This is a genomic window from Streptomyces sp. NPDC006435, from assembly GCF_040612315.1.
Taxonomy (GTDB): domain Bacteria; phylum Actinomycetota; class Actinomycetes; order Streptomycetales; family Streptomycetaceae; genus Streptomyces.
The window spans coordinates 249994-274237 of record NZ_JBEXPY010000005.1 but is presented as its reverse complement, the minus strand read 5'-3'; the positions used below and the strand labels follow the sequence as shown (position 1 = coordinate 274237).

Genomic DNA, 24244 nt, shown 5'->3' with positions numbered 1-24244 from the left:
TCAGCCCTTTACTCCGGTCAGTGTGACGCCCTCGACAAACGCCTTCTGGGCGAAGAAGAAGACGAGGATCACGGGGGCCATGACCAGTACGGTCGCGGCCATGGTCAGGTTCCAGTCGGTGTGGTGCGCGCTCTTGAAGGACTCCAGCCCGTAGCTGAGCGTCCAGGCGGCAGAGTTCTCCGAGGCGTAGATCTGCGGCCCGAAGTAGTCGTTCCAGGCGTAGAAGAACTGGAAGAGCGCGACGGCGGCGATGCCCGGCTTGGCCATCGGCACCACGACCCTGAGCAGGGTGCGCAGTTCGCCGCAGCCGTCGACCTTCGCGGCGTCCAGGTACTCGTCCGGGATGGTCAGCAGGAACTGCCGCAGCAGGAAGATGGAGAACGCGTCGCCGAACGCCATCGGGACGATCAGCGGCCAGAGCGTGCCGGACAGGTCCAGCTGCTTCGCCCAGAACAGGTACATCGGGATGACGACGACCTGCGGCGGCAGCATCATCATCGAGATGACGAGCATCAGCGACAGGTGCCGGCCGCGGAAGCGGAACTTGGCGAGCGCGTACGCCACGGGCAGCGACGAGACGACCGTGAGGACGGTGCCGAGTCCCGCGTACAGCAGGGTGTTGCGCCACCAGAGCAGGAAGCCGTCGGTCTGGAAGACCTTCCGGTAGTTGCCCCACTCGAAGGGGTGCGGCCACAGGTCGCGGGTCAGCGCCTGCTGGTCGCTCATCAGCGAGGTGAGCAGCAGGAAGACGAACGGCAGCACGAAGAAGAGCGCGGCCGCGACGCCGAGCGCGTGCACGGCGATCCAGTTCAGCAGCGCCTTGCGGCGCGCGGTGCGTTCGGACGGCGTGGCCGGGCCGGGGGCCGGTCCGGCCGTCTTCACGGGGTCGAGAACCTGCGCCACGTCAGTCACCTGCCTGGATCAGTCCGCTGCGGCGCCGCATCAGCAGTGCGGTGAACGCCATGGCGAGGACGAAGAGGACGAGCGCGACCACGCAGGCGGAGCCGTAGTCGAAGCGCTGGAAACCGAGGTTGTAGACCACCTGCGGAAGCGTCAGTGTCGACTTGTCGGGATAGCCCGGTTCGAACTGCTGCCCGGAGCCGCCCATCACCCCGGAGGCGACCTTCCCGGCCACGAACGGCTGGGTGTAGTACTGCATCGTCTGGATGATCCCGGTGACCACCGCGAACATGATGATCGGCGAGATGTTCGGCAGCGTGACGAAGCGGAAGCGCTGGAACGAGGACGCCCCGTCCAGCTCCGCCGCCTCGTACTGCTCCTTCGGCACGTCGAGCAGCGCGGCCATGAAGATCACCATCAGGTCGCCCACCCCCCACACCGCGAGCGCGGTCAGGGCCGGCTTGGACCAGGCGGTGTCGGTGAACCAGCCCGGCGCGGGCAGCCCCAACCCGTCGAGGGCCGAGTTGACCGGTCCGGTGCCGGGGTTGAGCAGGAAGACGAAGCAGAGGGTCGCCGCCACGGGCGGGGCCAGGTAGGGCAGGTAGAACAGGGTGCGGAAGACCCCGGTGCCGGTCTTGATCTTCGTGATCAGCAGCCCGACGCCGAGACCGAACACCACCCGGCAGCTGACCATGACCACGACCAGCCAGAGCGTGTTGCGCAGCGCCGGCCAGAACAGCGGGTAGTCGTTGAGGACGAACGACCAGTTCTGCAGCCCGCTGAACTCGGGGGCCGTGAAACCGTCGTAGCTGGTGAAGGAGAAGTAGACCGTGGAGATCAGCGGGTAGGCGAAGAAGACGCAGAACCCGATCAGCCACGGCGACATGAAGGCCGCGGTCCTCAGCGCCGAGCGGCGGTGCCTCGCGGCGAGCGTCGAGTGATGCCGCTTCGGACGGAGCGTGTGCGTGCTCATCGCGGTGCTACTTCGCCTGCTCGATCGCCGCGTCGATCTCCGCGGCGGTCTTCTTCAGGCCCGCCGCGATGTCCTTCTGCTCGCCCTTCTCGACGGCGAACCCGAGGTTCTGCAGGGACACCAGGTACGCGCCGCCGTTCACCGAGGGCGGGGTGGTGGTGCTGGCCGGGTTCGCGGCGATGTCCAGGAAGGTCTTGAAGCGCGGGTCGTACTTCAGCTTCGGCGACTTCAGCGCCGCCAGGGTGGAGGGCACGTTGTGGATGGCGTTGGCGAAGTTCACCACCGCGTCGGTGTCGGTGGTCATGAACTTCACCAGCTCCCAGGCCGCGTTCTGCTTCTGCGAGGTGGCGGCGATGCCGGCGATGGTGCCGGTCAGGTAACCCCTGCCGTAGGTGTCCGCCCGGTCGTCGGGGACGGGCATCGGGGCGACGCCGATCTCGAACCCCGGCTTGGCCTCCTCGGCCATCCCCAGCCGCCACTCGCCGTCCAGCTGCATGGCCACCTGGCCGGTGTGGAACGGGTGCTTGGCGCCCCACTCGTCGCCGAACGAGGTGCGGAACTTCTCCAGCTTCTCGTACCCGCCCAGGTCGTCGACCAGCTTCTTCTGGGTGCTCAGCATGTCGGCGAACGACGGGTCCTTCGCGATGTTCGACCTGCCGTCCGCGTCGAAGTACTTCGGGTCCCAGCCGCCGAGGTAGTGCTCGGTCGTCGTCTCGTAGCCGTGGTAGTTCGGCATGAAGCCGAGCCGCTCGTACGAGTCGCCCCTGGTCCTCGTCAGCTTCTTGGCGACCTCGGCCAGCTGGGACCAGGTCCGGGGCGGTTCGGTGATGCCGGCCTTCTCGAACGCGTCCTTGTTGTAGTAGAGGCCGTAGGCGTCGCCGAGCAGCGGCACGGTGCACCGCACCCCGTCGAACTGCGTGTACTCGTTCATCGCCTTCGGGAAGGTCTTCTCCGGGTCGATGCCGTCCTTCTTCAGGAACGGGTTCAGGTCGACGAACGCCTTCGACGAACAGAACTTGCCGACGTTGTTCGTGGTGAACGAGGAGACGACGTCCGGGGTGTTCGAACCGCCCGCCCGCAGCGCCTGGTTGATCTTGTCGTCGGTCATGTTGCCGACGACCTTCACATGGATGTTGGGGTGTGCCTTCTGGAAGGCGTCGACCGTCGCCTGGATCGCCTCCGCCTCGCTCGGGTTGATCCAGCCGTGCCAGAAGGTGATGGTCGTCTCCTTGGACGGATCATCGCTGGCACCGGAGCTGCTCTGGCCGGTACAGGCCGAGGCGAACAGAGAGATGGCGGCGGTCGCGGCGAGTGCGACGGCCGACTTCCGGCGGTTTCCGGACATGGGGGTGTCTCCCGGTGAAGGATGGGGGCGGAGGAAGGGACGAGCGGGTCAGCGGGACGTGTCGAAGACCTCGTCACGGGTGGTGACGAGGGCGCTCTCCAGCGCGCCGCGCAGCACGGGACGGTGCGTCACCTCACCGGCGATCAGCCGAGGCCGGGAGGCGGCCAGTTCGGAAAGTTCGGACTCCACCCGGCCGCGCAGCGGTTCCCCGCCGGCCGCGATCACCTCGCCGGACAGCACGACGACCTCCGGGTCCAGCACGGCGGTCATCGAGGCGAGACCGGTCGCGATCCCGGTGGCGAACAGATCGAGCAGTCGGGGGTACGGGCCGTCCTCGCCGGCCTGCGCGGCCTCGGCGGCGCGGGCGAGCAGCCGGGCCGCGACCTCGTGGTGGGTGCCGGAACCGCGGATCAGCCCGTCGTCGATGCCGAGCTCCCGGCCCAGTCGGGACAGCACCTGCGCCCCGGCCAGCTCCTGGAAGCCGCCCGCGTTCACCTTGGTGACCTGGCGGACCAGCGGGGCGCCCGGCACCGGCAGGAAACCGACCTCGCCCGCGCCGCCGGTGAATCCGCGGTGCAGCCGTCCGTTGATGACGAGGGCGGCGCCGAGCCCCTCCTCGTTCCACAGCAGGACGAAGTCCTCGTGCCCGCGCGCGGCACCGAGGCGCTGCTCGGCCACCGCGACCAGGTTCACGTCGTTCTCGTACTCCACCGGCATCGGCAGGAAGGCGGCCAGTTCCTCCAGCAGCGTGGGGGAGTGCCAGCCCGGCAGGTGCGAGGCGTACCGCAGTCGGCCGGTGCCGGGGTCGAAGGCGCCGGGGGTGCCGATGACGACCCGGTGCACGTCGGACCGGGTGAGCCCGGCGTCCTTGACCGCCCCGTCCAGCGCGTCCGCCACCTGCCGCACCACGCTGTCGGCACGCCGCCCGGGGGTGCGCAGCTCGAACTCCCCGACGGTCTGCCCGGTCACGTCGGCGACGGCGGCGACGATCCGGCGGGCGGTCACGTCCAGCCCCGCGACATGGGCGGCCCGCGCGTTCACCCCGTACAGCTGCGCGTTGGGCCCCGGTCGGCCGGCCACGGTCCCGGTCGCGACCACCAGCCCGGCCGCCTCCAGCCGCGCCAGCAACTGCGAGGCGGTGGGCTTGGACAGCCCGGTCAGCTTCCCGATCCGGGTCCGCGAGAGCGGCCCGTGCTCCAGCAGCAGATCGAGGGCGGCCCGATCGTTCATGGCGCGCAGAACGCGGGGGGTTCCCGGTGTGGTTCCGGCCATGCGTACGGCACCTGCCCTCTGTTAGGAAAGTTTCCTATTTGGTGAGGACCGTATGCGCGCGTAACCGGGCCGTCAATGGGGGGAGCCCCGGTGGCAACCAAAGCGTTACCCGGGGCACTTCCGGAACACGTGGGTCCATGATGGCGCGTCCTCAACCGCATCGTGCGTCAACGCAGTTGATGAGGCGTGGGCGTGTCCCCGGGCACGGCGCGCCGTGCCCCTCGCCCCCGACGCACCGTGTCCCCGGCGCCGGTGGTGACCGGCCGGGGACACGGGATGCGGGGCATGGCCCGGGAGGGGCCCTACTTCCCCTTGTTCAGCGGCGGGTTGATCGGGGCCGTGGCCAGGGACTGGGGCGAGGTGGCCGAGGCGTAGGCGGACGGGGCGGCGACGGCGGCCGAGGGGTCGGGGGCGGCTGCCTCCTCGGCCTGGGCCGGGACGCCGCCGACGATGCGGATGCCCGCCTCGTCGAAGGCCCGCTTGATCCGCCAGCGCAACTCGCGCTCCACGCCCAGCGACTTGCCGGGCATCGTCTTCGCGGAGACCCGGACCGTCATCGAGTCCAGGAGCACGGAGTCCAGACCCAGCACCTCCACCGGGCCCCAGAGCCGCTCGGACCAGGGCTCCTCCTTGGCCATGGCGTCGGCGGCCTCGGTGATGGCCGTACGGACCCGGTCCAGGTCCTCGGTGGGATGCACCATCACATCGACGCCGGCCGTGGACCAGCCCTGGCTGAGGTTGCCGATCCGCTTCACCTCGCCGTTGCGGACGTACCAGATCTCGCCGTCGGCGCCGCGCAGCTTCGTTACCCGCAGGCCGACCTCGATGACCTCGCCGGAGGCGACGCCCGCGTCGACGGTGTCGCCCACCCCGTACTGGTCCTCCAGGATCATGAAGACGCCGGACAGGAAGTCGGTGACCAGGTTGCGCGCGCCGAAACCGATCGCCACACCGGCCACACCGGCGGAGGCCAGCAGCGGGGCCAGGTTGATCTGGAACGCGCCCAGGATCATCAGGACGGCCGTGCCGAGGATCAGGAACGACGCGACCGAGCGGAGTACGGAACCGATCGCCTCGGAGCGCTGGCGGCGGCGTTCCGCGTTGACCAGCAGCCCGCCCAGTGTGGTGCCCTCGACCGCCTGGGCGCTGCGGTTCATCCGGTCTATGAGTTTGGTGAGCGCGCGCCGGACCGCGATGCGCAGCATGATCGCGATCGCCGCGATGAGCACGATGCGCAGACCGGTGCTCAGCCAGGTGGACCAGTTCTCCTCCACCCAGCTCGCGGCGTGGCCGGCCTGTTCGGCGGCCTCGTCCAACGAACCGACGGGCTCGGGTGACGGGGCTGCGGCCAGCAGGGCGGACAGGGACACGGCGGAACCTCCAGATGGACTACGGCAGACCAACCACACTAACGGGGCATCGCACGTGGTCCAGGGGCGCGTCCGGGGCGGGAGAAGCACCCCGCGAGGGGAAACGGAGGACGGAACGAGGCAGAGGGGCACAGTCCGCCGGGGCGGCGTGTGGCCGATCGCACACCACGCGCGCCCCCCACCGGGGCCCGGCCGGAAGCTCCCGCTCCGGCGTGCGCCCGGGGCGCGGGCGGCGGACGGCGGGGGCCTGCGGGGAGCCGGCGGCGGAAAAATCCTTCCGGCCCGTTACCCGCACGTGGTGGCGCTCCGACCAGGCAGGAGTAGAGACTGAGATCGGATCGTCCCGGCGCGAGCCACGCGCCGCCGGCGTACAAGGAGGCATCCACCGTGCCGCATGTCCTGGTTCTCAACGCGTCGTACGAGCCACTCGGCGTCGTACCGCTCCGCCGCGCGCTCGTCCTCGTCCTCGAAAACAAGGCCATCTGCCTAGAGGAGTCCGGCGCCTTCATGCACAGTGCCACCCGGGCCGTCCCGGCCCCCAGCGTCGTCCGTCTGAAGCGGTTCGTGCGCGTCCCCTACCGGGGGCCCGTACCGCTGACCCGCAGGGCGCTCTTCGCCAGGGACGGGGGACGCTGCATGTACTGCGGTGCCGCCGCGACCAGCATCGACCACGTGATTCCGCGCAGCCGCGGCGGACAGCACTCCTGGGACAACGTGGTGGCGGCCTGCCGCCGCTGCAACCACGTCAAGGCGGACCGGCACCTGCCGGAGCTCGGCTGGCGGCTGCACCAACAACCCGCCCCGCCCACGGGTCTCGCCTGGCGGATCATCGGCACGGGACATCGCGACCCGCGCTGGTTGCCGTACTTGCAACCGTTCGGCGCGGACGACGCGATGGCCCGGATCGACGGCATATCGGCCTGAGATCCGGGCCTTCGTCGTCCCTGGGGCCGGTCAGGGCCCCGGGGCGGTCCGGGATGCCCCGAACCGGGCGCGGGCCGGGCAGCCCGCGGTGACGGGTGCGGGCCGGGCACCCCGTGGCGCCGGGTGTCCCGTGGTGCCGGGCGAGGGCCGGGTGGCCCGTGGCGTCCGTGCGGGCCGGGACCCGTGAGTCCGGCCGGGAGCCCCGGCCTGGGGTCTTTCGTTTGGATCATGCCGGGCTCGCGTGCCCCGGCACGTACGCTCGCCGCGTTGTCGTCGGTCGCCGACGCTCCGCGTCGACTCCCTCCTCCGCCTTGCGATCGCACGCACCGGACCCCGCTCACTGATCCGGCCTGATCCAAACGAAAGACCCTAGCCCTTGCCGGCGACGGCGTACGCCTCCACGGACCACAGCGAGTAGCCGAACTCGGTGCCCCGGGCGTCGCCCTGGACCCTGAGGAAGCGGGTGTCCTTCGCATCCATCCGGACCGACTCGCGCCCGCCCCGGCCCTCCCGGACGGTGGCCGCCGTGCGCCAGTTGCGGCCGTCGGGGGAGACCTGGACCCGGTAGCGGGAGGCGTACGCGTCCTGCCAGTGCAGCACCACCTTCCCGACCCGGGTGGACCGGGGCAGCTCCGCCTGCCACCAGGCGCCGTCCTCGACGGGCGAGGACCAGCGGGTCCCCGGATCGCCGTCCGTGGCGGCCGACGCCGGGAAGTCGGGCGTCTCGTCGCCGGACGAGGACGCGGTGGCGGTGCGCAGCAGGTCGGGGCCGTCGGTGCGCGGGAACGCCCGGACGGTGAGTGTGCTGCGCTCGTCGCCGAAGCCGATCGGCACCTCGTACTCGCCGGCCGGGGTGCCCGCCGGGACCGTGATCTCGACGGGGACGGCGGTGTGCGAACCGCGCGGCACCCTCGTCCGCTTCGGGACGCTCACCTCGATGCCCTCGGGTGCCTTCGCGGTGAGCTCGCCCTGCACCTCGGCGGGGCGCCGGGCGGCCAGGTGCGCCTCGACCCGCTGCGGATCGCCGCCGATCACGGCGTCCGTCTCGCCGCGCACGAGATCGAGCCGGGCGGCGGGCTCGTCCCCGAACCAGGGCACGAGCGCCCGCACGTCCAGGGGCCGCGACGGCGTGCTCCCGCCGCTCCCGTCGCCCGCCCGGCTCCCGGGCACGAACGGCGGCAGGGAGCCCGTGACGACGGAGGGCGCCACCGGGACCTCCGCGGGGCGGCTGATCCGGATCGCGTCGGTCCGCAGTCCCTTGGCCGCGGTCTGGGTCCAGCCGGACTCCGACAGCGTGCCGAGCGTGCGCCAGCCCTCGCCGGGCACATGGGCCTCCAGCGTCGCACCGGCCACCGAGCCGCTGCCCGGTGCGGTCATCGCCGTCACCGTCTCCACCGGGCGGGGCCGGTTCAGCCGCACCGTGTAGCCGTCCGGAGTCCTGGAGACCGTACCGGCGTCACGGTCCGCGCCCGTCCAGGCGTCCGCCTCCCGGCGCACCCGGTCCAGGAACGGCCCGAGGACCCCCTTGCCGACCGTCGCGCCGCCCGCCTTCACGGCCTTGTGCACCGGCTCCAGCGCCAGCGACGCCCGCCACGCGGCGGCCCCGTCACCGCGCGACTGGGCGCCCAGCAGATCGACGGCCAGCTCGCCCGCCCGGCCGTACCGGGACAACTGCTCGCTCCACGGCCGCACTTCCTCGCCCAGCCGCCCGTCCGCCACGTCCGCCAGCCGCTCCGGGGCCCGGCGCATCACGGTGAACGCCGCCCGCAGCTCGCGGGCCGTCTCGTCCCGCGCCGCGGCGTCCTCGCCGGTGCGGGACTTCCAGAACGCGGCCAGCAGCGGCCGCAGATACGCCGACTCGTCACCGCCCAGCACGGACGCGGCGCTGTTCCCGGCCAGCGCGCGCAGCGCGTCCCCGGTGCGCGCGTCGCCGCCCGCCAGGTCGTCGATCGCCGCCCGCCAGGACTCCTGCGGCCGGTAGCCCCGCGGGTTCCAGGCGAAGTCGGCGGCGGTGAACAGCGGGATGCGGGACGCGGAGGACTGCTCCATCGCGTTGGCGATCAGCGCCGCGGAACCGGTCGCCACCGCCGGGTCCCGGCCGGTGTACGGGCCGAGGAAGAGCCGGTCCTGGGCGTAGTCGTTGACCGGGTAGTTGTCCAGCGTGACCAGCGGGTGCCGGAACGCGGCACGGGCCCCGGCCAGTTCCCCGCCGGTGATGGTCCGAGGCACGACCCCGACGCCGGTCCAGGCCACCTGGACCCGGTCGTCCAGCTCCTCGGCGAGCGCCGTGCGGTACTCGGTCGCCCCGTCCTGGTAGAACTCCGTCGGCATCACCGACAGCGGCGGCGCGTCCGGGTGACGGTCCGCGAGGTGCCGGGCCACCGCGCTCGCCACGCGCGCCTGCGCCCGGGCCGCGGCCTCGGGGCCCCGGCCGAAGGTGTCGGCGTCGGCGTCGCAGTGCCACTCGCTGTAGCTGACGTCCTGGAACTGGAGCTGGAAGGCCCGCACCCCCAGCGCCCACATCGCGTCGAGCTTCCTGGTCAGCGCCCGCACGTCGGAGGACGACGACATGCACATGGCCTGGCCGGGCGAGACGGCCCAGCCGAGCGTCACGTGTGCCGCCCGCGCCCGCTCGGCCAGCGCCCGGAAGTCGGCGCGCCGGTCGGCCGGGTACGGGTCGCGCCAGCGGGCCTGCCGGTACGGGTCGTCGCCCGCCGCGTACAGGTACCTGTTCTGCTTCGTGCGCCCCATGAAGTCGATCTGCGCCAGCCGCTCCTCGCGGGACCACGGCTGCCCGTAGAAGCCCTCGGCCATGCCGCGCACGGCGGTGGCCGGCCAGTCCCGGACGGTCACCCCGGCGACGCCGCCGTCCCGGATCAGCTGACGCAGCGTCTGCACGCCGTGGAAGAGGCCGTCCTCGCCGACGCCGTCGAGGGCGACGGTGTCCCGGCCCCCGGTCCGGCCGACCGCGATCCGGTAGCCGCCGGAGGGCAGATCACCGCGGGCGGGGGCACGCAGGGCGCGCAGCGCGTCCCGGGCGTCCCCGCCGCCGAGCCGGACGACCGGGCCGCGGCCGGGCAGGGACTCGTGGACGGTCCGCACGCCCGCGTCCCGCAGGACCTGGCGCAGCGCGTCGACCGCGTACGGATCGGCGTGCGCGTCGGCGACGAGGGTGACCTCGGAGGTGAGCGGCACGGACCGGCCCGCGGCCTCGACGGACTGCGGCCGGGGCCACACCGCGGGCGGCGTCCCGTCCGCCGCGCGGTCGGGCGTGGTGGCGGCGGGGGAGGAGCCGGGCCCCGGAGGGGCCGCGACGGCGGCCGGGGCCTGGGCGGAGAGCAGCCCGCCGAACACGGCCACCGCGATGGCCGTCGCCTGCCCCCTGCGTGTGAGCCGCATCGCTCTCCTCACCTCGTTCCCGCCGATGGGCTCCGAGCCCACCACCCGCGTGCGAGGGTGTCAATGCGCGTGGTTGTTGTGCCGGAAATGCCCGGTATGGCAAGTGGGGTGAGGGATGGTCGGCCGAGGCCGGACGGCCTCAAGGATGACGCCGGATGGCCGAAAACGGCGAACAACTTACGGGGAAACGGCCCCGGGGGAACGGAATGTGACCCGGAGCACGTTGAACTCGTTGCGGTAACGCCTACGCCTGTGGCAGAGCCCACGGGGTAGGTCTGCCGTGTCCTGCTTCCCCCACGGCCAGGAGGCCGCCATGCCCGCCGCCGCGCAGCTTCTGCTCTCCGCCCTCTCCGGACAGGTTCCTTCCCCCGCCGCCCCGCCGGTCGATCCGGCCCCGGACGCCGGCCCCGGCCCGCTGACCAGCGAGCCGCCGCTCGGTGACGCGATACCCCTGACCAGCGAGCCGCCGCTCGCCGACGTCACCCCCCTGACCAGCGAACCCCCGCTCGCCGTCAACGCTCCGCTGACCAGTGAGCCGGCCGTCTCCGGCGGCGTGTGGGGCCCGTAGTCCCCAGGAGTCCGCATGGGCTTGACCCGGCTCGCCGCACTGCACGGCGTCGCCACCTCCCACTCCCCGTCCGCCGGTCCGGCGGTCCCCGTCCCCGACGGCACGGTCGTCGCCGTGCTCGCCGCGCTCGGCGTGGACGCCACCACACCCGAAGCAGTACGGGAATCGCTCGCCGCCGCCGAGTCGGCGGCCCGTTCCCGGCTGCTCCCGCCGACCGTGGTGGTGTGGGCCGGAGAGCCGCTGCCGCCCGCCCTGGCCGCCCTGCCGCCCGGCACCACGCTCGACGTCCGGCTGGAGGACCCCGGCGCACCCCCGGTCCCGCGCACCCGCGTCCCGGCCGGGCGAACGGATCCGGCCGCTTCGCAACCGGCCGTTCCGCAGCCGGCCGTTGGGGCGGGCGACGCCGGGACGGACCCGCCGGCGGCCCCCGCCTGGTGGACGGAGCCGCCGCTCGGGGTGCACCGGCTGGCCGTGCGCGCGCCGGGCGGCCGGACCGCCGCCTGCACGCTCGTCGTCGCCCCGCCCCGGGCGCCCCGCCCGCCCGCCCGCGGCCACGGCTTCCTGGTCCAGCTCTACTCCCTGCTCTCCGCCCGCTCCTGGGGCATGGGCGATCTCGGGGACCTCGCCGACCTCGCCGCCTGGTCCGGGCGGGCCCTCGGCGCCGGCTTCGTCCAGGTCAACCCGCTGCACGCCGCCGTGCCCGGCGACCCCACCGACCCGTCCCCGTACCGCCCCTCGTCACGGCGCTTCCCCGACCCCGTCCACCTGCGGGTCGAGGACATCCCCGAGTACGGGTACGTGACCGACCGAGGCGCCCTCGACGACCTGCGCCAGAGCGCCGCGTCGCTCACCGACACGGTCCTGAACAAGGGCGCCCTGATCGACCGCGACGCCGTCTGGGAACTCAAGCGCCGAGCACTCGAACTGGTACGGGAGGTGCCCCTCACCCCGGGCCGCCGCGCCGCGTACTGCGACTTCCTGGCCGAACAGGGACGGGCCCTGGAGGACCACGCCCTGTGGTGCGCCCTCGCCGAGGTGCACGGCCCCGACTGGCACGCCTGGCCCGCCGGGCTCCGCGACCCCCGCTCCCGGGAGACCGCCCGCGCCCGCGGCGAACTCCTGGACCGGGTCGACTTCCACTGCCGGCTCGCCTGGCTGACCGACGCCCAGCTCGCCGGGGCCCAGCGCGCCGCCCTGGACGCGGGCATGGCCGTCGGCATCGTCCACGACCTCGCCGTCGGCGTGCACCCCGACGGAGCCGACAGCTGGGCCCAGCAGGACGCCCTCGCGCACGGCATGTCCGTCGGCGCGCCCCCGGACGCCTTCAACGCCCGGGGCCAGGACTGGGGCCTGCCGCCCTGGCGCCCCGACGCCCTCGCCGCCTCCGGCTACGCCCCGTACCGCGGCCTGCTGCGCGGACTCCTCGCCCACGCGGGCGCGCTGCGCATCGACCACGTCATGGGCCTGTTCCGGCTCTGGTGGGTGCCCGAGGGCCGCCCGCCCACCGAGGGCACCTACGTCGGCCACGACGCGGAGGCGATGCTCGCCGTCCTCGTCCTGGAGGCGCACCGGGCCGGCGCGGTCGTCTTGGGGGAGGACCTCGGCACCGTCGAACCGGGGGTCCGCGAGGCCCTGGCCCGGCGCGGCGTCCTCGGCACCTCCGTGCTCTGGTTCGAGCGGGACTGGGCGGACACCGGCCGCCCCCTGGCCCCCGAGCGGTGGCGCGCGGACTGCCTGGCCACGGTCACCACCCACGACCTGCCGTCCGCCGCCGCCCGGCTGACCGGCGACCATGTGACGCTGCGCCACCGCCTCGGCCTGCTCACCCGCCCCCTGGCGGTGGAGGCGGCGGCGGACGCGACCGACACCGCCGAATGGCTCGGGCACCTCTCCCGCCTCGGCCTGCTGCCCGAGGGCGAGAGCGACGAGGAGGGCGCCGTCCGCGCCGTCCACCGCTTCCTGCTGCGCACCCCCGCCCGGCTGGTCGGCGTCTGGCTCCCCGACGCGCTGGGCGACCGCCGCCCGCAGAACCTCCCCGGCACCTGGGACCAGTACCCCAACTGGCGCCTGCCCGTCGCCGACGCGGAGGGAAACCCGGTCACCCTGGAGGAACTGGCCGCCGCGCCCCGGCTGCACCGGCTGATGGAGGTCCTCGCGCCCCTGCGGAGGGGGTCGCGGCCCCGGCACGGACCCGCCCGCGAATGAACCCGCACCGGACCCGGCGCCGGGGTCGGGGAGTGCGCCGGGCCCGGCCGGAGACCGCCCCGTGCCGGGGTCGGCGCCGGGTCCACGACCCCGTACGGCACCCCCGGGCGCGCGCCCGTCCAGGGCGTTCGCTACGTTTGCACCGTGGACAAGAAGAACGCTATGCGCGCCGGTGCCGTCGCGGCCGGAACGACGCTGATGATGCTGCTCATGTCGTCCCCCGCGCTCGCGCTCACCCGCGACGACGGTGACGACCCGGGGCCCGGCCTGAGCGCGATGGAGACCATCGGCCTCTACGTCGTGGCACCCATCGTGCTGTTCCTGGTCATCACGGGCCTGGTCATGGTCCTCGACAAGTCCAAGAAGCAGGCCTAGGACCGCAGGTCCGGGCCGCCCCGGACGCCGACGGACGATTCCGCGCGGCGGACGGCGGCCCGGCGGCCGGACCCGGCACCCACTCCTTCCGTGTGCGCCGCGGGTACTCGTACCGCGCGGCGCACACGCGTGTCCGGAACACGGCGCGCACCCCGGTCGGGCCCGGTGCCGCCCGCGGGGCGCCGGGTAGGTTTCGGCCATGACCGAGTGGGACCTCAAGAAGCTCCGCATCCTGCGCACCCTGCGCGACCGGGGCACGGTCACCGCCACCGCGGAGGCCCTGCTGATGACCCCGTCCGCGGTCTCGCAGCAACTGTCCAACCTGGCCAGGCAGCTCGGCGTACCGCTCCTGGAGGCCCGGGGCCGACGGGTCCGCCTCACCGACGCCGCACACCTCGTCCTGCGCCACGCCGAGGCCGTCTTCGCCCAACTGGAGCGCGCCGACGCCGAACTGACCGGCTATCTGCGCGGTGAGGCGGGCGAGGTGCGGATCGCGGCGTTCTCCACGGCGGTGCCCGCCCTCGTCGTCCCCGCCGTCCGGCTGCTGCGCGCCGAGGACCGTCCGGGGCCCGGCGTGCGGGTGCGGGAGGCGGAGGCCGCGCAGGCGTACGAGCTCCTGGCGGCCGGCGAGGTGGACCTCGCGCTGTCCCTCGCCGCGCACGCCCCGACCGCCCGCGACCCCCGGTTCACCGTGCTGCCCCTGCTCGCGGACCGCCTGGACGTGGCGCTGCCCGCGGACCACCGCCTCGCCGCCGCGCCCGCCCTCCGCCTGGCGGACCTCTCCGGCGACCCGTGGATCTTCGGCGGCTCGGGCCCCTGGTCGCAGATCACGACCGCCGCGTGCGAGGCCGCCGGATTCGTGCCCGAACAGGCGCACAGCGCCTCCGGCTGGACGACGATCCTGGCCATGGTCGAGGCGGGCATGGGCGTCGCGCTGGTCCCGCGGATGGCCTCGGCGCAACGGTGCGTCCGGGACGGCGTGGTGATGCGCGCGCTCGACGCCGACCAGCCGCGCCGCCACGTGGCTGCGGCGGTGCGGCACGGCGCCGAACGGGGCCCCGGGGTGGCCCGGGTCCTGGCGGCGCTCACCGCGGCGGCCCGATCGTTCACTTCAGCTGAATAGACGATGCAAAAACATTCGATGGACCTGACGGTTCGTGCACTGCGACAGTGGGCGCATGACCTTCGACCAGGATGAGAACCACCACGACGACCCCCACGCCAACGACGCGGCCCCGTACGGTGGCGGCGACCCGTACGCCGACTACCGCACCACCGACCTCCCCTTCACCGAGCTCGTCGATCTCGCCGACCGCCGTCTCGGCGCGGGCGTGATCGCCGCCAACGACGAGTTCTTCGCCCAGCGGGAGAACCTCCTGCTCCGGGAGCGCGCGGTCTTCGACCCCGAGCGCTTCGGCCACAAGGGCAAGATCATGGACGGCTGGGAGACCCGCCGCAGGCGCGGCGCCGACGCCGACCACCCGTTCCCCGCCCCGGACGAGCACGACTGGGCACTGATCCGGCTCGGCGCCCCCGGCATCATCCGCGGCATCGTCGTCGACACCGCCCACTTCCGCGGCAACTACCCGCAGCGCGTCTCGATCCAGGCGACCTCGGTCGAGGGCACCCCCGGCCCCGAGGAACTCCTGGCCGACGACGTGAAGTGGGAGGAGATCGTCCCGTCGACCCCCGTGCGCGGCCACGCCGCCAACGGCTTCGAGATCACCGGCGGCCGCCGCTACACCCACGTACGGCTGTGCCAGCACCCCGACGGGGGCATCGCCCGCCTCCGCGTCCACGGCGAGGTCGTCCCCGACCCCGCCTGGCTCGCCACGCTCGGCACGTTCGACCTGATCTCGGTCCTGAACGGCGGCAGCTACGAGGACGCGTCGGACCGCTTCTACTCCTCGCCGACCCAGATCATCCTGCCCGGCACCTCGCGCAAGATGGACGACGGCTGGGAGAACCGCCGCCGCCGGGTCCGCGGCACCAACGACTGGGTGCGCTTCCGCCTCCCCGCCCAGGGAGCGGTCCGCGCGGTCGAGATCGACACGGCCTACCTCAAGGGCAACTCGGCCGGCTGGATCGCCCTCCAGGGCCGCAACGGCGAGACCGGCGAGTGGTTCGAGATCATCCCCCGCACCCGGCTCCGGCCCGACGCACTGCACCGCTTCCCGCTCCGGGCCCGGGCGATCGTCACCCACGTCCGGCTCGACGCCTTCCCGGACGGCGGCGTCGCCCGGATGCGCCTGCACGGCAGTCTGACGGAGACGGGCGCGGCCGAACTGGCCCGCCGCCACGAGGAGTCGAGCGCCTGACCCGCCACCACGAGGAGTCGAGCGCCTGACCCGGCTCCGCACCCCCGCTCCCGCCCGTCGGACGGCTGCGCGACGGCGCCCGTCCGACGGGCGGGTCTCCACCCCGGCGGCACCCGGCCGGGCTCCACGGGGGAGCGGCCGGCCGGGTGCCCCGGACCGTGCGGTGCCCCGGGCCGGTGAGCGGTCCGGGGCGGACGGCCGACGGCCGACGGCCGTTACGCGGTGGCCGCCGCCGCGTCCGCGGTCCGGGCCCTGAGCGCGCGCTCCACGCCCGAACGGGACTCCGACATCAGCCGGTGCAGGGCCGCGCCCGGCTCGGCCGAGGACAGCCAGGCGTCCGTGGCGTCCAGGGTCTCCTGCGCGACCTGGAAGGACGGGTAGAGACCGATCGCGATCTGCTGGGCCATCTCATGGCTGCGCGAGTCCCAGACGCCCTTGACCGACGCGAAGAACTTCTCCGTGTACGGGGCCAGCAGCTCGCGCTGGTCGGACTGGACGAAGCCGGTGATGACCGCCTCCTGGAGGGAGTTCGGCAGCTTGTCGGACTCGACGATCGAGGCCCACGCCTCCGCCTTCGCCTCCTCGGTGGGGCGGGCCGCACGGGCGGTCGCCGCGTGGCACTCGCCCGCCGCCGTCCGGTCCCGCTCGTACTCGGCGGCGATCCCGTCCTCCTCCATGAGGCCGGTCGCGGCGAGCCGCTCGACGAACGCCCAGCGCAGCTCCGTGTCGACGGCCAGGCCCTCGATCACCTCCCGGCCGTCCAGCAGCGCCTGCAGCAGATCCGTCTGCTGCGGGGTGCGGGCGGTCGCCGCGAAGGCACGGGCCCAGGCCAGCTGGTGGTCGCTGCCCGGCTCCGCCGCGCGCAGGTGCGCCAGCGTCGCCTCGGTCCACCGGCTCAGCCCGGCCTCGCGCCACTCCGGCGCCGCGTACAGGTCCAGCGCCAGCTTCACCTGGCGGTGCAGCGACTGGACGACGCCGATGTCCGACTCCTTGCCGGCCCCGGAGAGCACCAGTTCGAGGTAGTCCCGGGTCGCCAGCTCGCCGTCCCGGGTCATGTCCCAGGCGGAGGCCCAGCACAGGGCCCGGGGCAGGGACTCGGTGAAGTCGCCCAGGTGCTCGGTGACCACGCGCAGCGATTCCTCGTCGAGCCGGACCTTCGCGTACGACAGGTCGTCGTCGTTGAGCAGGATCACGGCGGGGCGGGCGGTGCCGGCCGGGAACGGCACGACGGTGCGCTCGCCGTCGACGTCCAGCTCGATCCGGTCCGTGCGGACCAGCTTGCCGGACCCGTCGAGGTCGTAGCAGCCGATGGCGATGCGGTGCGGGCGCAGCGTCGGCTCGCCCTTGGCACCGGCGGGGAGGGCCGGGGCCTCCTGGAGGACCGTGAAGGACGTGACGTGGCCGTTCCCGTCCGTCTCGATCTCCGGGCGCAGGATGTTGATGCCCGCGGTCTCCAGCCACGCCTTCGACCAGGTCTTCAGGTCGCGGCCGGAGGTCTCCTCCAGCGCGCCCAGCAGGTCCGACAACCGGGTGTTGCCGAAGGCGTGCACCTTGAAGTACGCCTGGACGCCCTTGAAGAACTCCTCCTTGCCGACGTACGCCACCAGCTGCTTCAGGACCGAGGCGCCCTTGGCGTACGTGATCCCGTCGAAGTTGACCAGCACGTCGTCCAGGTCACGGATGTCGGCCATGATCGGGTGCGTGGACGGCAGCTGGTCCTGGCGGTAGGCCCAGGTCTTCTCGGAGTTGGCGAAGGTGGTCCAGGAGTTCGGCCACCTCGTGCCCGGCGCGTCCGCCTGGCAGGCGACCGAGGTGTACGTGGCGAACGACTCGTTCAGCCACAGGTCGTTCCACCACTCCATGGTGACCAGGTCGCCGAACCACATGTGCGCCAGCTCGTGCAGGATGGTCTCGGCGCGCCGCTCGTACGCCGCGTCCGTCACCTTCGACCGGAACACGTACTGGTCGCGGATGGTGACCGCGCCCGCGTTCTCCATCGCCCCGGCGTTGAACTCCGGCACGAAGAGCTGGTCGTACTTGGCGAACGGGTAGTCGTAGTCGAACTTCTCCTGGAACCAGTCGAAGCCCTGCCGGGTCACCTCGAAGATGTCGTCCGCGTCGAGGAACTCGGCCAGCGAGGGACGGCAGTAGATGCCGAGCGGGACGGTCCGGCCGTCCTTCTCGTAGCTGCTGTGCACCGCGTGGTACGGGCCGACGATCAGGGCCGTGATGTACGTCGAGATGCGCGGCGTCGGCTCGAAGGACCAGACGTCGTCCTTCGGCTCGGGCGTCGGCGAGTTCGAGATCACGGTCCAGCCGGACGGGGCCTTCACGGTGAACCGGAAGGTCGCCTTCAGGTCGGGCTGCTCGAAGCTCGCGAACACCCGGCGGGCGTCCGGCACCTCGAACTGGGTGTAGAGGTACGCCTGCTGGTCCACCGGGTCGACGAAACGGTGCAGGCCCTCGCCGGTGTTGGTGTACGCGCAGTCGGCGACGACCCGCAGCTCGTTGGAGCCCGCGACCAGGTGCGGCAGCGCGATGCGGGAGTCGCGGAACACTGCCGCGACGTCGAGCGATTTCCCGTTCAGCTCGACCTCGTGCACGGCGGGCGCGACCAGGTCGATGAACGTCTCCGCACCGGCTTCGGCGGAGTCGAAGCGCACGGTGGTCACGGACCGGTAGGTGCCGCCCTCCTGCGCTCCGGAGAGGTCGAGATCGATCTCGTACGCGTCCACGGTCAGCAGGCGCGCCCGCTCCTGTGCCTCTTCGCGGGTCAGATTCGTGCCAGGCACGCGGTCATCTCCTTGGTATGTGACGTTTTCGGTCATCCTTCCACGTCGCGCACTTCGGTGCGGTGGCCATCCATTGGCTACTTCGGTAGCATCAGTGGTATGAAGATCAGTGTGAGCCTGCCGCAGGAGGACGTCGCATTCGTCGACGAGTACGCCACGAAGACCGACGCCGACTCCCGGTCCGCGGTGATACACGCCGCGATCGAGCTGCTGCGCGCCTCGAATCTGGAGGCCGACTACGAGGCGGCGTTCGCGGAATGGGACGCGAGCGAGGACGCCGCGTTCTGGGACCAGTTCTCGGGGGACGGGCTCAACGATGAGGCGCGGTGACATCTACCTGGTCGAGTACGAGCCGGTCCGGGGCAGCGAGGCGAACAAAGCCCGCCCGTCGGTGGTCGTCTCGAACGACGGGGCCAACGCCGTCGTCTCCAGAACGGAGCGCGGTGTGATCACCGTGGTGCCGCTGACGTCGAACACCTCCCGGATCTACCCTTTCCAGGTACTGCTCCCCGCAGAGGAGTGCGGCCTGCCGAAGGACTCGAAGGTGCAGTGCGAGCAGGTGCGCGCGATGGCCCACGAGCGGTTCCTCCGACGCGTCGGCACCGTCCCCCGGCAGCGCATGGCCGAGATCGACGCCGCCCTGCGGCGCCACCTCGCCCTCTGAGCACACCCGGACGCACGCATGCGAAGGGGCGGCCACCGCACCCGGTGACCGCCCTTCCGCGCGTTCGGCGTCAGCCCTTCAGCTCCGCCGCGACCAGCTCCGCGATCTGCACCGCGTTCAGCGCGGCGCCCTTGCGCAGGTTGTCGTTGGAGACGAAGAGCGCGAGGCCGTTCTCGACGGTCTCGTCGACCCGGACGCGGCCGACGAACGAGGCGTCCTTGCCGGCCGCCTGGAGCGGGGTGGGGATCTCGGAGAGCTCGACGCCGGGGGCGTCCTTCAGCAGCTCGTGGGCGCGCTCCACCCCGATCGGGCGGGCGAAGCGGGCGTTGATCTGGAGGGAGTGGCCGGAGAAGACCGGCACCCGGACGCAGGTGCCGGACACCTTCAGCTCCGGGATCTCCAGGATCTTGCGGGACTCGTTGCGGAGCTTCTGCTCCTCGTCGGTCTCGAAGGAGCCGTCGTCGACGATCGAGCCGGCCAGCGGCAGCACGTTGAAGGCGATCGGACGCTTGTAGACGCCCGGCTCGGGGAACTTCACGGCCTCGCCGTCGTGGGTGAGCGCGTCGGCCTCGGCGGCGACCTCGGTCACCTGGCCGTGCAGCTCGGCGACGCCGGCCAGGCCGGAGCCGGACACGGCCTGGTAGGTGGCGACGACCAGTGCCTGGAGGCCGGCCTCGTCGTGCAGCGGGCGCAGCACGGGCATGGCGGCCATCGTGGTGCAGTTCGGGTTGGCGATGATGCCCTTGGGGCGGTTCGCGACGGCGTGCGGGTTGACCTCGGAGACCACCAGCGGGACCTCGGGGTCACGGCGCCAGGCGGAGGAGTTGTCGATCACCACGGCGCCCTGCGAGGCGACCTTCTCGGCGAGCGCCTTCGAGGTCGCGCCACCGGCCGAGAACAGCACGATGTCCAGCCCGGTGTAGTCGGCCGTGGAGGCGTCCTCGACGGTGATCTCCCGGCCCCGCCACTCGATCGTGGAACCCGCGGAGCGCGCGGAGGCGAAGAGCCGCAGTTCGTCGGCCGGGAACTCGCGCTCGGCCAGGATCCTGCGCATGACTGTGCCGACCTGACCGGTGGCGCCGACGATTCCGACCTTCACGGGGACTCCTTCGAACGTACGAACTGGCAGGGTTGCCGCATTCATGAAGCGTATGTCCACGGCCTCCCGGTCCAATCCATTGTCCGGGGTTCGGACAGCGGCCGTCCTGCCGGGCGGACACGGCAGTGGGGCGGGAGCCCGGATGAGCGCCCGCCCCACTGCCGTGCGTGTCGCACGGATCACACGGTGACCGTTACTGCGTGACCTTCTCGATCACGACGCTGCCGGTGCCCGCGGCGGTGCCGCGGCCGTTCACCAGGCTGACCTCGCCGAAGAACTGCCGGCCCTCGGGGGCGGCCCCGCCGACCGAGACCTCGGCGTCGATCTGCGCCGAGGCGCCGTTGGCCAGGTTCACGGCCTTCGACTCGTCGACCTCGATCGTGCCGAGCGACGCCGAGTAGTACACGTCGCGGTAGTCGTACGTGGTGGTGCCGGCCGGGACGCTGTAGCCGTCGATCACGACGGTGTACGTGCCCGCGGCGGGCTTCACCAGGCTGACCGCCTCCTCGGAGCCGGCCGTGGTGGAGGTACCGACCTCCTCGTCGCCCCGGTAGACGTACAGGTCCAGGTCGGCGTTGGCGTCCGAGGTGCCGCCGATGGCGACGTCCAGCTTCTCGACGCCCTCACCGATGGTGACCGTGTACTCCTGGGAGTCACCCGTCTTGATCGACGGCTTGTCGACCTTGGCCGAGCCCAGCGAACCGCCCTTCAGACGGCCCTCCAGGTCGCCCGCCTCGTTGGTGACCTTCCAGCTCACCGGGGCCGGCGTGCCGACCTTCGCCTCGGCGATGGTCTGCACCGCGGGGTCGAAGGTCGCACCGAGCAGCGAGACGTCCAGCTTGTACGGGTTGTCCAGCAGCGGCGACGTGCGCCGTGCCTCGACCTCGATCTCCCAGACGCCCGGCTGCGGGTCCTTGTAGGAGCGCACGTCCGGACGGCAGGTGTTGGTCGGGTTCTCGTAGTTCGGGTAGCAGTAGATCGTCGAGCTGTCCTCGACCGCCACGCCGTACGGGTGGATGGAGATGAAGCGGGTCTGGCTGCCCGAGCGCAGCGCGCCCAGCGAGACCTCGAGGGTCTTGGCGCCCTCGGGCACGGTCACGAAGTACGAGTCGCTGCTGTTGCGCTGCACCGAGTCGGACGCCTTGAACGTGTAGGCGGGCTTCACGAGATCCTTGGAGACGACCACCGTGGTGAGGATCTGCTGGTCCACACCGACGGTCCTGGCGTCGTCCACCTTCAGGATCGCGCTGTGCACGCCCGCGCTGCCCGGCTTCGCCTGGACCTTGACGGTCACGGGCTTGTCGAGCGGCAGGGAGACGGACTTCGAGCCGAGGAGCTTGAAGGTGCCGTCGTTGTTCTTCCACGACAGCTTGTGCTTGACGTTCTTGTCCGGGCCCGTGGTGCGGGTGATCGTGACGTCGTACGTCTTCTTCTGGCCGGTCTTCAGGCCGCCCTCTCGGTCGTACAGACCGGTGCCGAAGCCGGGGGTCTTCAGCGCGAAGTCGATCGCGGTGTCGACCGGGGCCTTCACCGTGTACTCGTGCGCCGGGGAGCCCTGCTTCACGATCTGCTTCCAGGCGCCGACGATGTCGATCAGACCGGCGCCCTGGGCGTGCGCGGGCACACCCTTGATGTGGGTGGCGGTGCTGGTCAGCGCGGTCCGCAGGTCGGCCGGCGGCAGCTCGATGCCCTGCTGCTTCGCGGCGGACAGCAGCAGCGCGGTCGCGCCCGCGGCCTGCGGCGAGGACATCGAGGTGCCCTGCAGCATGGAGTAGCCCGCGGGGAGCGAGTAGCCCGACTCCTTGACCGGGCCGCCGGGCAGCCAGGTCTGGGTGGTGTTGATGGACGCGCCGGGGGCCGTCAGGATCGGCGCGAAGCCGCCGTCCTCACGCGGACCGCGCGAGGAGAAGGGCAGCATGTCGTACTTCTTGGTGACGTTCGAGCCGTAGTTGGCGGCCCACGTCTCCTTGGAGATCGACGCACCGACGGAGATGACGTGGTCGGCGAGACCGGGGTCACCGATGGTGTTGACGCCCGGACCGTCGTTGCCGGCCGAGATGACCAGCTGGACGCCGTAGATGTCGATGAGCCGCTTGTACAGCTCCGAGCGGGCGTTGTTGCCGTCGTTGAGCGGCGGCAGGCCACCGATCGACATGTTGACGACGTCGACGCCGCGGTTCACGACGAGGTCGATCATGCCCTCGGTGAGCGCGATGTTGGTGCAGCCGCCGGACCAGGTGCAGGCACGCGAGGAGACGATCTTCGCGCCGGGCGCGGCGCCGTTCATCTCGCCGCCGAACAGGCCGTTCGCGGCGGTGATGCCCGCGACGTGGGTGCCGTGCTCGCCCTCGATGACACCGATGTTGACGAAGTCGGAGGTGTCGCCGGCGGCGTTGTACACGACGTCCTGGCGCGTCTCGACGACGAACGGGATGCGCTCGGCGACCTCGGTCCGCGGGTCGTCCTTGCCGAAGTAGGAGACCTGGTGCTTCTCCTTGTACGGCTTGAGGACGGTGTCGTCGGAGAAGTCCGCGTTGCTGTTCAGGTCGACGCGGGTGGTGCCGGTGACCGGGTCGTAGAGCACGGCCCAGACGTCGGTGGTGTCGCCGTCGCGGTTCAGGTCGCCCGCCATGTCGCCGCCCTTGGTGGCGGCCTCGGCGAACAGCTTGATCCGGTAGTCCCCCTCGGGGGCCTTGTACGTGAGGCCCTTGTAGGTGAACGTCGGGCCGGACACCGCGTCCGTCATCCGCAGCCAGGTGCCGTCGCCGTCGCTCACCGGGTCGGTGGCGGTCACCCAGTCGACGATCTTGCGCTCGCCCGTGGTGGTCTTCTGCAGCGCCGGGTGGCCGAGGTCGACGCCCGAGTCGATGACGCCGATGGTGATCCCGCGGCCGTCGGCCTTCGGGTGCTGCTCGACGAAGTCGACCGCGCCCGTCTCGAAGGACGGGTTGTACGGGTTCTTCGCCGGGGTCTGCTTGCCGGGCGCCGGGTAGGAACCGGACGCCTTGACCCGGGACTTGACGCCGGCCGCGCGGTCGGCGGCGGGCGTCGGGTCGTCCAGCTTGATCTCCTGCTTGAGATCGATGCCGTGGACGGACGACAGCTTGGCCGCCGCCCGGATGGTCGCGTCGGCGGACGCGGTGGGCACGGTGGCCCGCACGTAGCCGAGCTTGTCGTACGCACGTCCCAGCACGGACCCCTTGACGGCGTCCAGCTGCTTGGTGACCTGCTCGGTCGCACCGGGAGTGGTGGCGACCATCATCGTGACGTTCTTCTGCCCCTTGGCCTTGGCCTTGGCCAGAACGTCGGCGTCCGCCGCGCCGAGCTTGTCGGCGGTGGCGCCCTCGGCGGCGGCCTTGACGGGGGCGGGGTCGGGTGCATCGGCGGCGAAGACGGGGGTGACGCCGGTGGCGGCCAGCGCGGCCACCAGGCCGGCTGCGGCCGCCACTCGGGCCGCACGTCTCGCCCCGGGTATGTAACTGGGGGACTCGGTGGTCATCAGCATCCCTGCAATAGGCAAAGAGAGAGTCCGGAATTCGGTACCGGATGACCGCTCACCCTTTCGTAAATGACAGGGGTTTGTGGAGAGTTGAGGGTGGTGAGATGTGGACATGGCAGAATCCCGCCACTGGTGCCGATGTGCCATCGGGGATGAAGCGGTGAATAAGTGGCGCCCGTGGGTCGTGTTTCCGCCATGTACGGTTCCGCTCCCGGCCACCCCGGGCCTCACGTTCCGTCCGGCGCCGGTCGTCGTCGTCCGGCCCGCCGTGTTCCGGGACCCCGGTGACGAGTTCCATGGCGACCGCCTACTCGGGCCGGTGGGCGTCCGTGGCCCGAGGGGGCGGACCGCCGGGCAGGCGGAGGCGCACGTTCCACGGAGGCTGCGGCGGACCGCGCCCGATCGCCAAGTCGTAAAGTCGACTTTCGGCCATGACTCGGTTCTCGGCGAGGAGCGCGGTCACGGCCCGCGCCACGGCAGGACGGGCCGGAGAACCTCCCCGGCACCCGGACGGGCCGGGAAACCTCCCGGCAACCAGGTG

Annotated in this window: 17 protein-coding genes; 8 read left to right on the top strand and 9 right to left on the bottom strand. The window is 72.2% G+C overall.

The features are described from left to right. From ABZZ04_RS08785 to ABZZ04_RS08765, 5 genes are all read right to left on the bottom strand, one after another. A complete protein-coding gene (locus ABZZ04_RS08785; protein WP_356931470.1) occupies window positions 1–903 on the bottom strand; it encodes a carbohydrate ABC transporter permease in 903 nt (300 codons plus the stop codon). A gap of 1 nt (window position 904) precedes the next feature. Next, window positions 905–1873 carry a sugar ABC transporter permease gene (locus ABZZ04_RS08780; RefSeq protein WP_356931469.1) on the bottom strand — a complete coding sequence of 323 codons (969 nt, stop codon included), beginning with the start codon at window positions 1871–1873 and terminating at the stop codon, window positions 905–907. Window positions 1874–1880: 7 nt separating this feature from the next. Then, window positions 1881–3218 (bottom strand): ABC transporter substrate-binding protein, encoded by a 1338-nt coding sequence (locus tag ABZZ04_RS08775; protein ID WP_356931468.1) that lies wholly within the window; start codon window positions 3216–3218, stop codon window positions 1881–1883. Window positions 3219–3266: 48 nt separating this feature from the next. Continuing rightward, window positions 3267–4490: an ROK family transcriptional regulator gene (locus tag ABZZ04_RS08770; protein ID WP_356931467.1), complete on the bottom strand. Its 1224-nt coding sequence runs from the start codon at window positions 4488–4490 to the stop codon at window positions 3267–3269. Between the two features lie 302 nt (window positions 4491–4792). Continuing rightward, on the bottom strand, window positions 4793–5860 hold the full coding sequence (locus ABZZ04_RS08765) for a mechanosensitive ion channel family protein (protein ID WP_356931466.1): 1068 nt from the start codon (window positions 5858–5860) through the stop codon (window positions 4793–4795). A gap of 387 nt (window positions 5861–6247) precedes the next feature. Here ABZZ04_RS08765 and ABZZ04_RS08760 point away from each other — a divergent pair, with 387 nt between their 5' ends. Then, window positions 6248–6784 (top strand): HNH endonuclease, encoded by a 537-nt coding sequence (locus tag ABZZ04_RS08760; RefSeq protein WP_148835238.1) that lies wholly within the window; start codon window positions 6248–6250, stop codon window positions 6782–6784. Between the two features lie 369 nt (window positions 6785–7153). Here the strand turns inward: ABZZ04_RS08760 and ABZZ04_RS08755 are convergent, their stop codons facing one another. Beyond that, the gene (locus tag ABZZ04_RS08755) at window positions 7154–10183 is read right to left on the bottom strand and encodes a beta-N-acetylglucosaminidase domain-containing protein (protein WP_356931465.1); all 3030 of its coding nucleotides are present in this window, start codon (window positions 10181–10183) and stop codon (window positions 7154–7156) included. A gap of 313 nt (window positions 10184–10496) precedes the next feature. On the opposite strand from ABZZ04_RS08755, the gene ABZZ04_RS08750 reads away from it, so the two are divergent. From ABZZ04_RS08750 to alc, 5 genes are all read left to right on the top strand, one after another. Beyond that, window positions 10497–10751 (top strand): hypothetical protein, encoded by a 255-nt coding sequence (locus ABZZ04_RS08750; RefSeq protein WP_356931464.1) that lies wholly within the window; start codon window positions 10497–10499, stop codon window positions 10749–10751. Between the two features lie 15 nt (window positions 10752–10766). Beyond that, the gene (malQ, locus tag ABZZ04_RS08745) at window positions 10767–12956 is read left to right on the top strand and encodes a 4-alpha-glucanotransferase (protein ID WP_356931463.1); all 2190 of its coding nucleotides are present in this window, start codon (window positions 10767–10769) and stop codon (window positions 12954–12956) included. A 144-nt stretch (window positions 12957–13100) separates the two neighbouring features. Then, window positions 13101–13331 (top strand): hypothetical protein, encoded by a 231-nt coding sequence (locus tag ABZZ04_RS08740; protein ID WP_124717671.1) that lies wholly within the window; start codon window positions 13101–13103, stop codon window positions 13329–13331. A 199-nt stretch (window positions 13332–13530) separates the two neighbouring features. Then, a complete protein-coding gene (locus ABZZ04_RS08735) occupies window positions 13531–14454 on the top strand; it encodes a LysR substrate-binding domain-containing protein (protein WP_356931462.1) in 924 nt (307 codons plus the stop codon). Window positions 14455–14509: 55 nt separating this feature from the next. Further along, window positions 14510–15649 (top strand): allantoicase, encoded by a 1140-nt coding sequence (alc, locus tag ABZZ04_RS08730; RefSeq protein ID WP_356931461.1) that lies wholly within the window; start codon window positions 14510–14512, stop codon window positions 15647–15649. A gap of 215 nt (window positions 15650–15864) precedes the next feature. Here alc and pepN read toward each other — a convergent pair whose 3' ends face one another. Further along, complete coding sequence (gene pepN / locus ABZZ04_RS08725; RefSeq protein ID WP_356931460.1) at window positions 15865–18441, bottom strand: aminopeptidase N; 2577 nt, start codon at window positions 18439–18441, stop codon at window positions 15865–15867. A gap of 99 nt (window positions 18442–18540) precedes the next feature. Here pepN and ABZZ04_RS08720 point away from each other — a divergent pair, with 99 nt between their 5' ends. Continuing rightward, window positions 18541–18771 carry a ribbon-helix-helix domain-containing protein gene (locus ABZZ04_RS08720; protein ID WP_356931459.1) on the top strand — a complete coding sequence of 77 codons (231 nt, stop codon included), beginning with the start codon at window positions 18541–18543 and terminating at the stop codon, window positions 18769–18771. Continuing rightward, a complete protein-coding gene (locus tag ABZZ04_RS08715) occupies window positions 18758–19105 on the top strand; it encodes a type II toxin-antitoxin system PemK/MazF family toxin (protein WP_356931458.1) in 348 nt (115 codons plus the stop codon). The genes ABZZ04_RS08720 and ABZZ04_RS08715 overlap by 14 nt, the downstream gene beginning before the upstream one ends. 70 nt (window positions 19106–19175) lie before the next feature. Here ABZZ04_RS08715 and ABZZ04_RS08710 read toward each other — a convergent pair whose 3' ends face one another. Both ABZZ04_RS08710 and ABZZ04_RS08705 read right to left on the bottom strand, forming a co-directional pair. Continuing rightward, complete coding sequence (locus tag ABZZ04_RS08710; RefSeq protein WP_356931457.1) at window positions 19176–20204, bottom strand: aspartate-semialdehyde dehydrogenase; 1029 nt, start codon at window positions 20202–20204, stop codon at window positions 19176–19178. A 193-nt stretch (window positions 20205–20397) separates the two neighbouring features. Next, window positions 20398–23709, bottom strand: a complete 3312-nt coding sequence (locus ABZZ04_RS08705) for a S8 family serine peptidase (RefSeq protein WP_356931456.1) — start codon at window positions 23707–23709, stop codon at window positions 20398–20400. Between the last annotated feature and the right edge of the window lie 535 nt (window positions 23710–24244).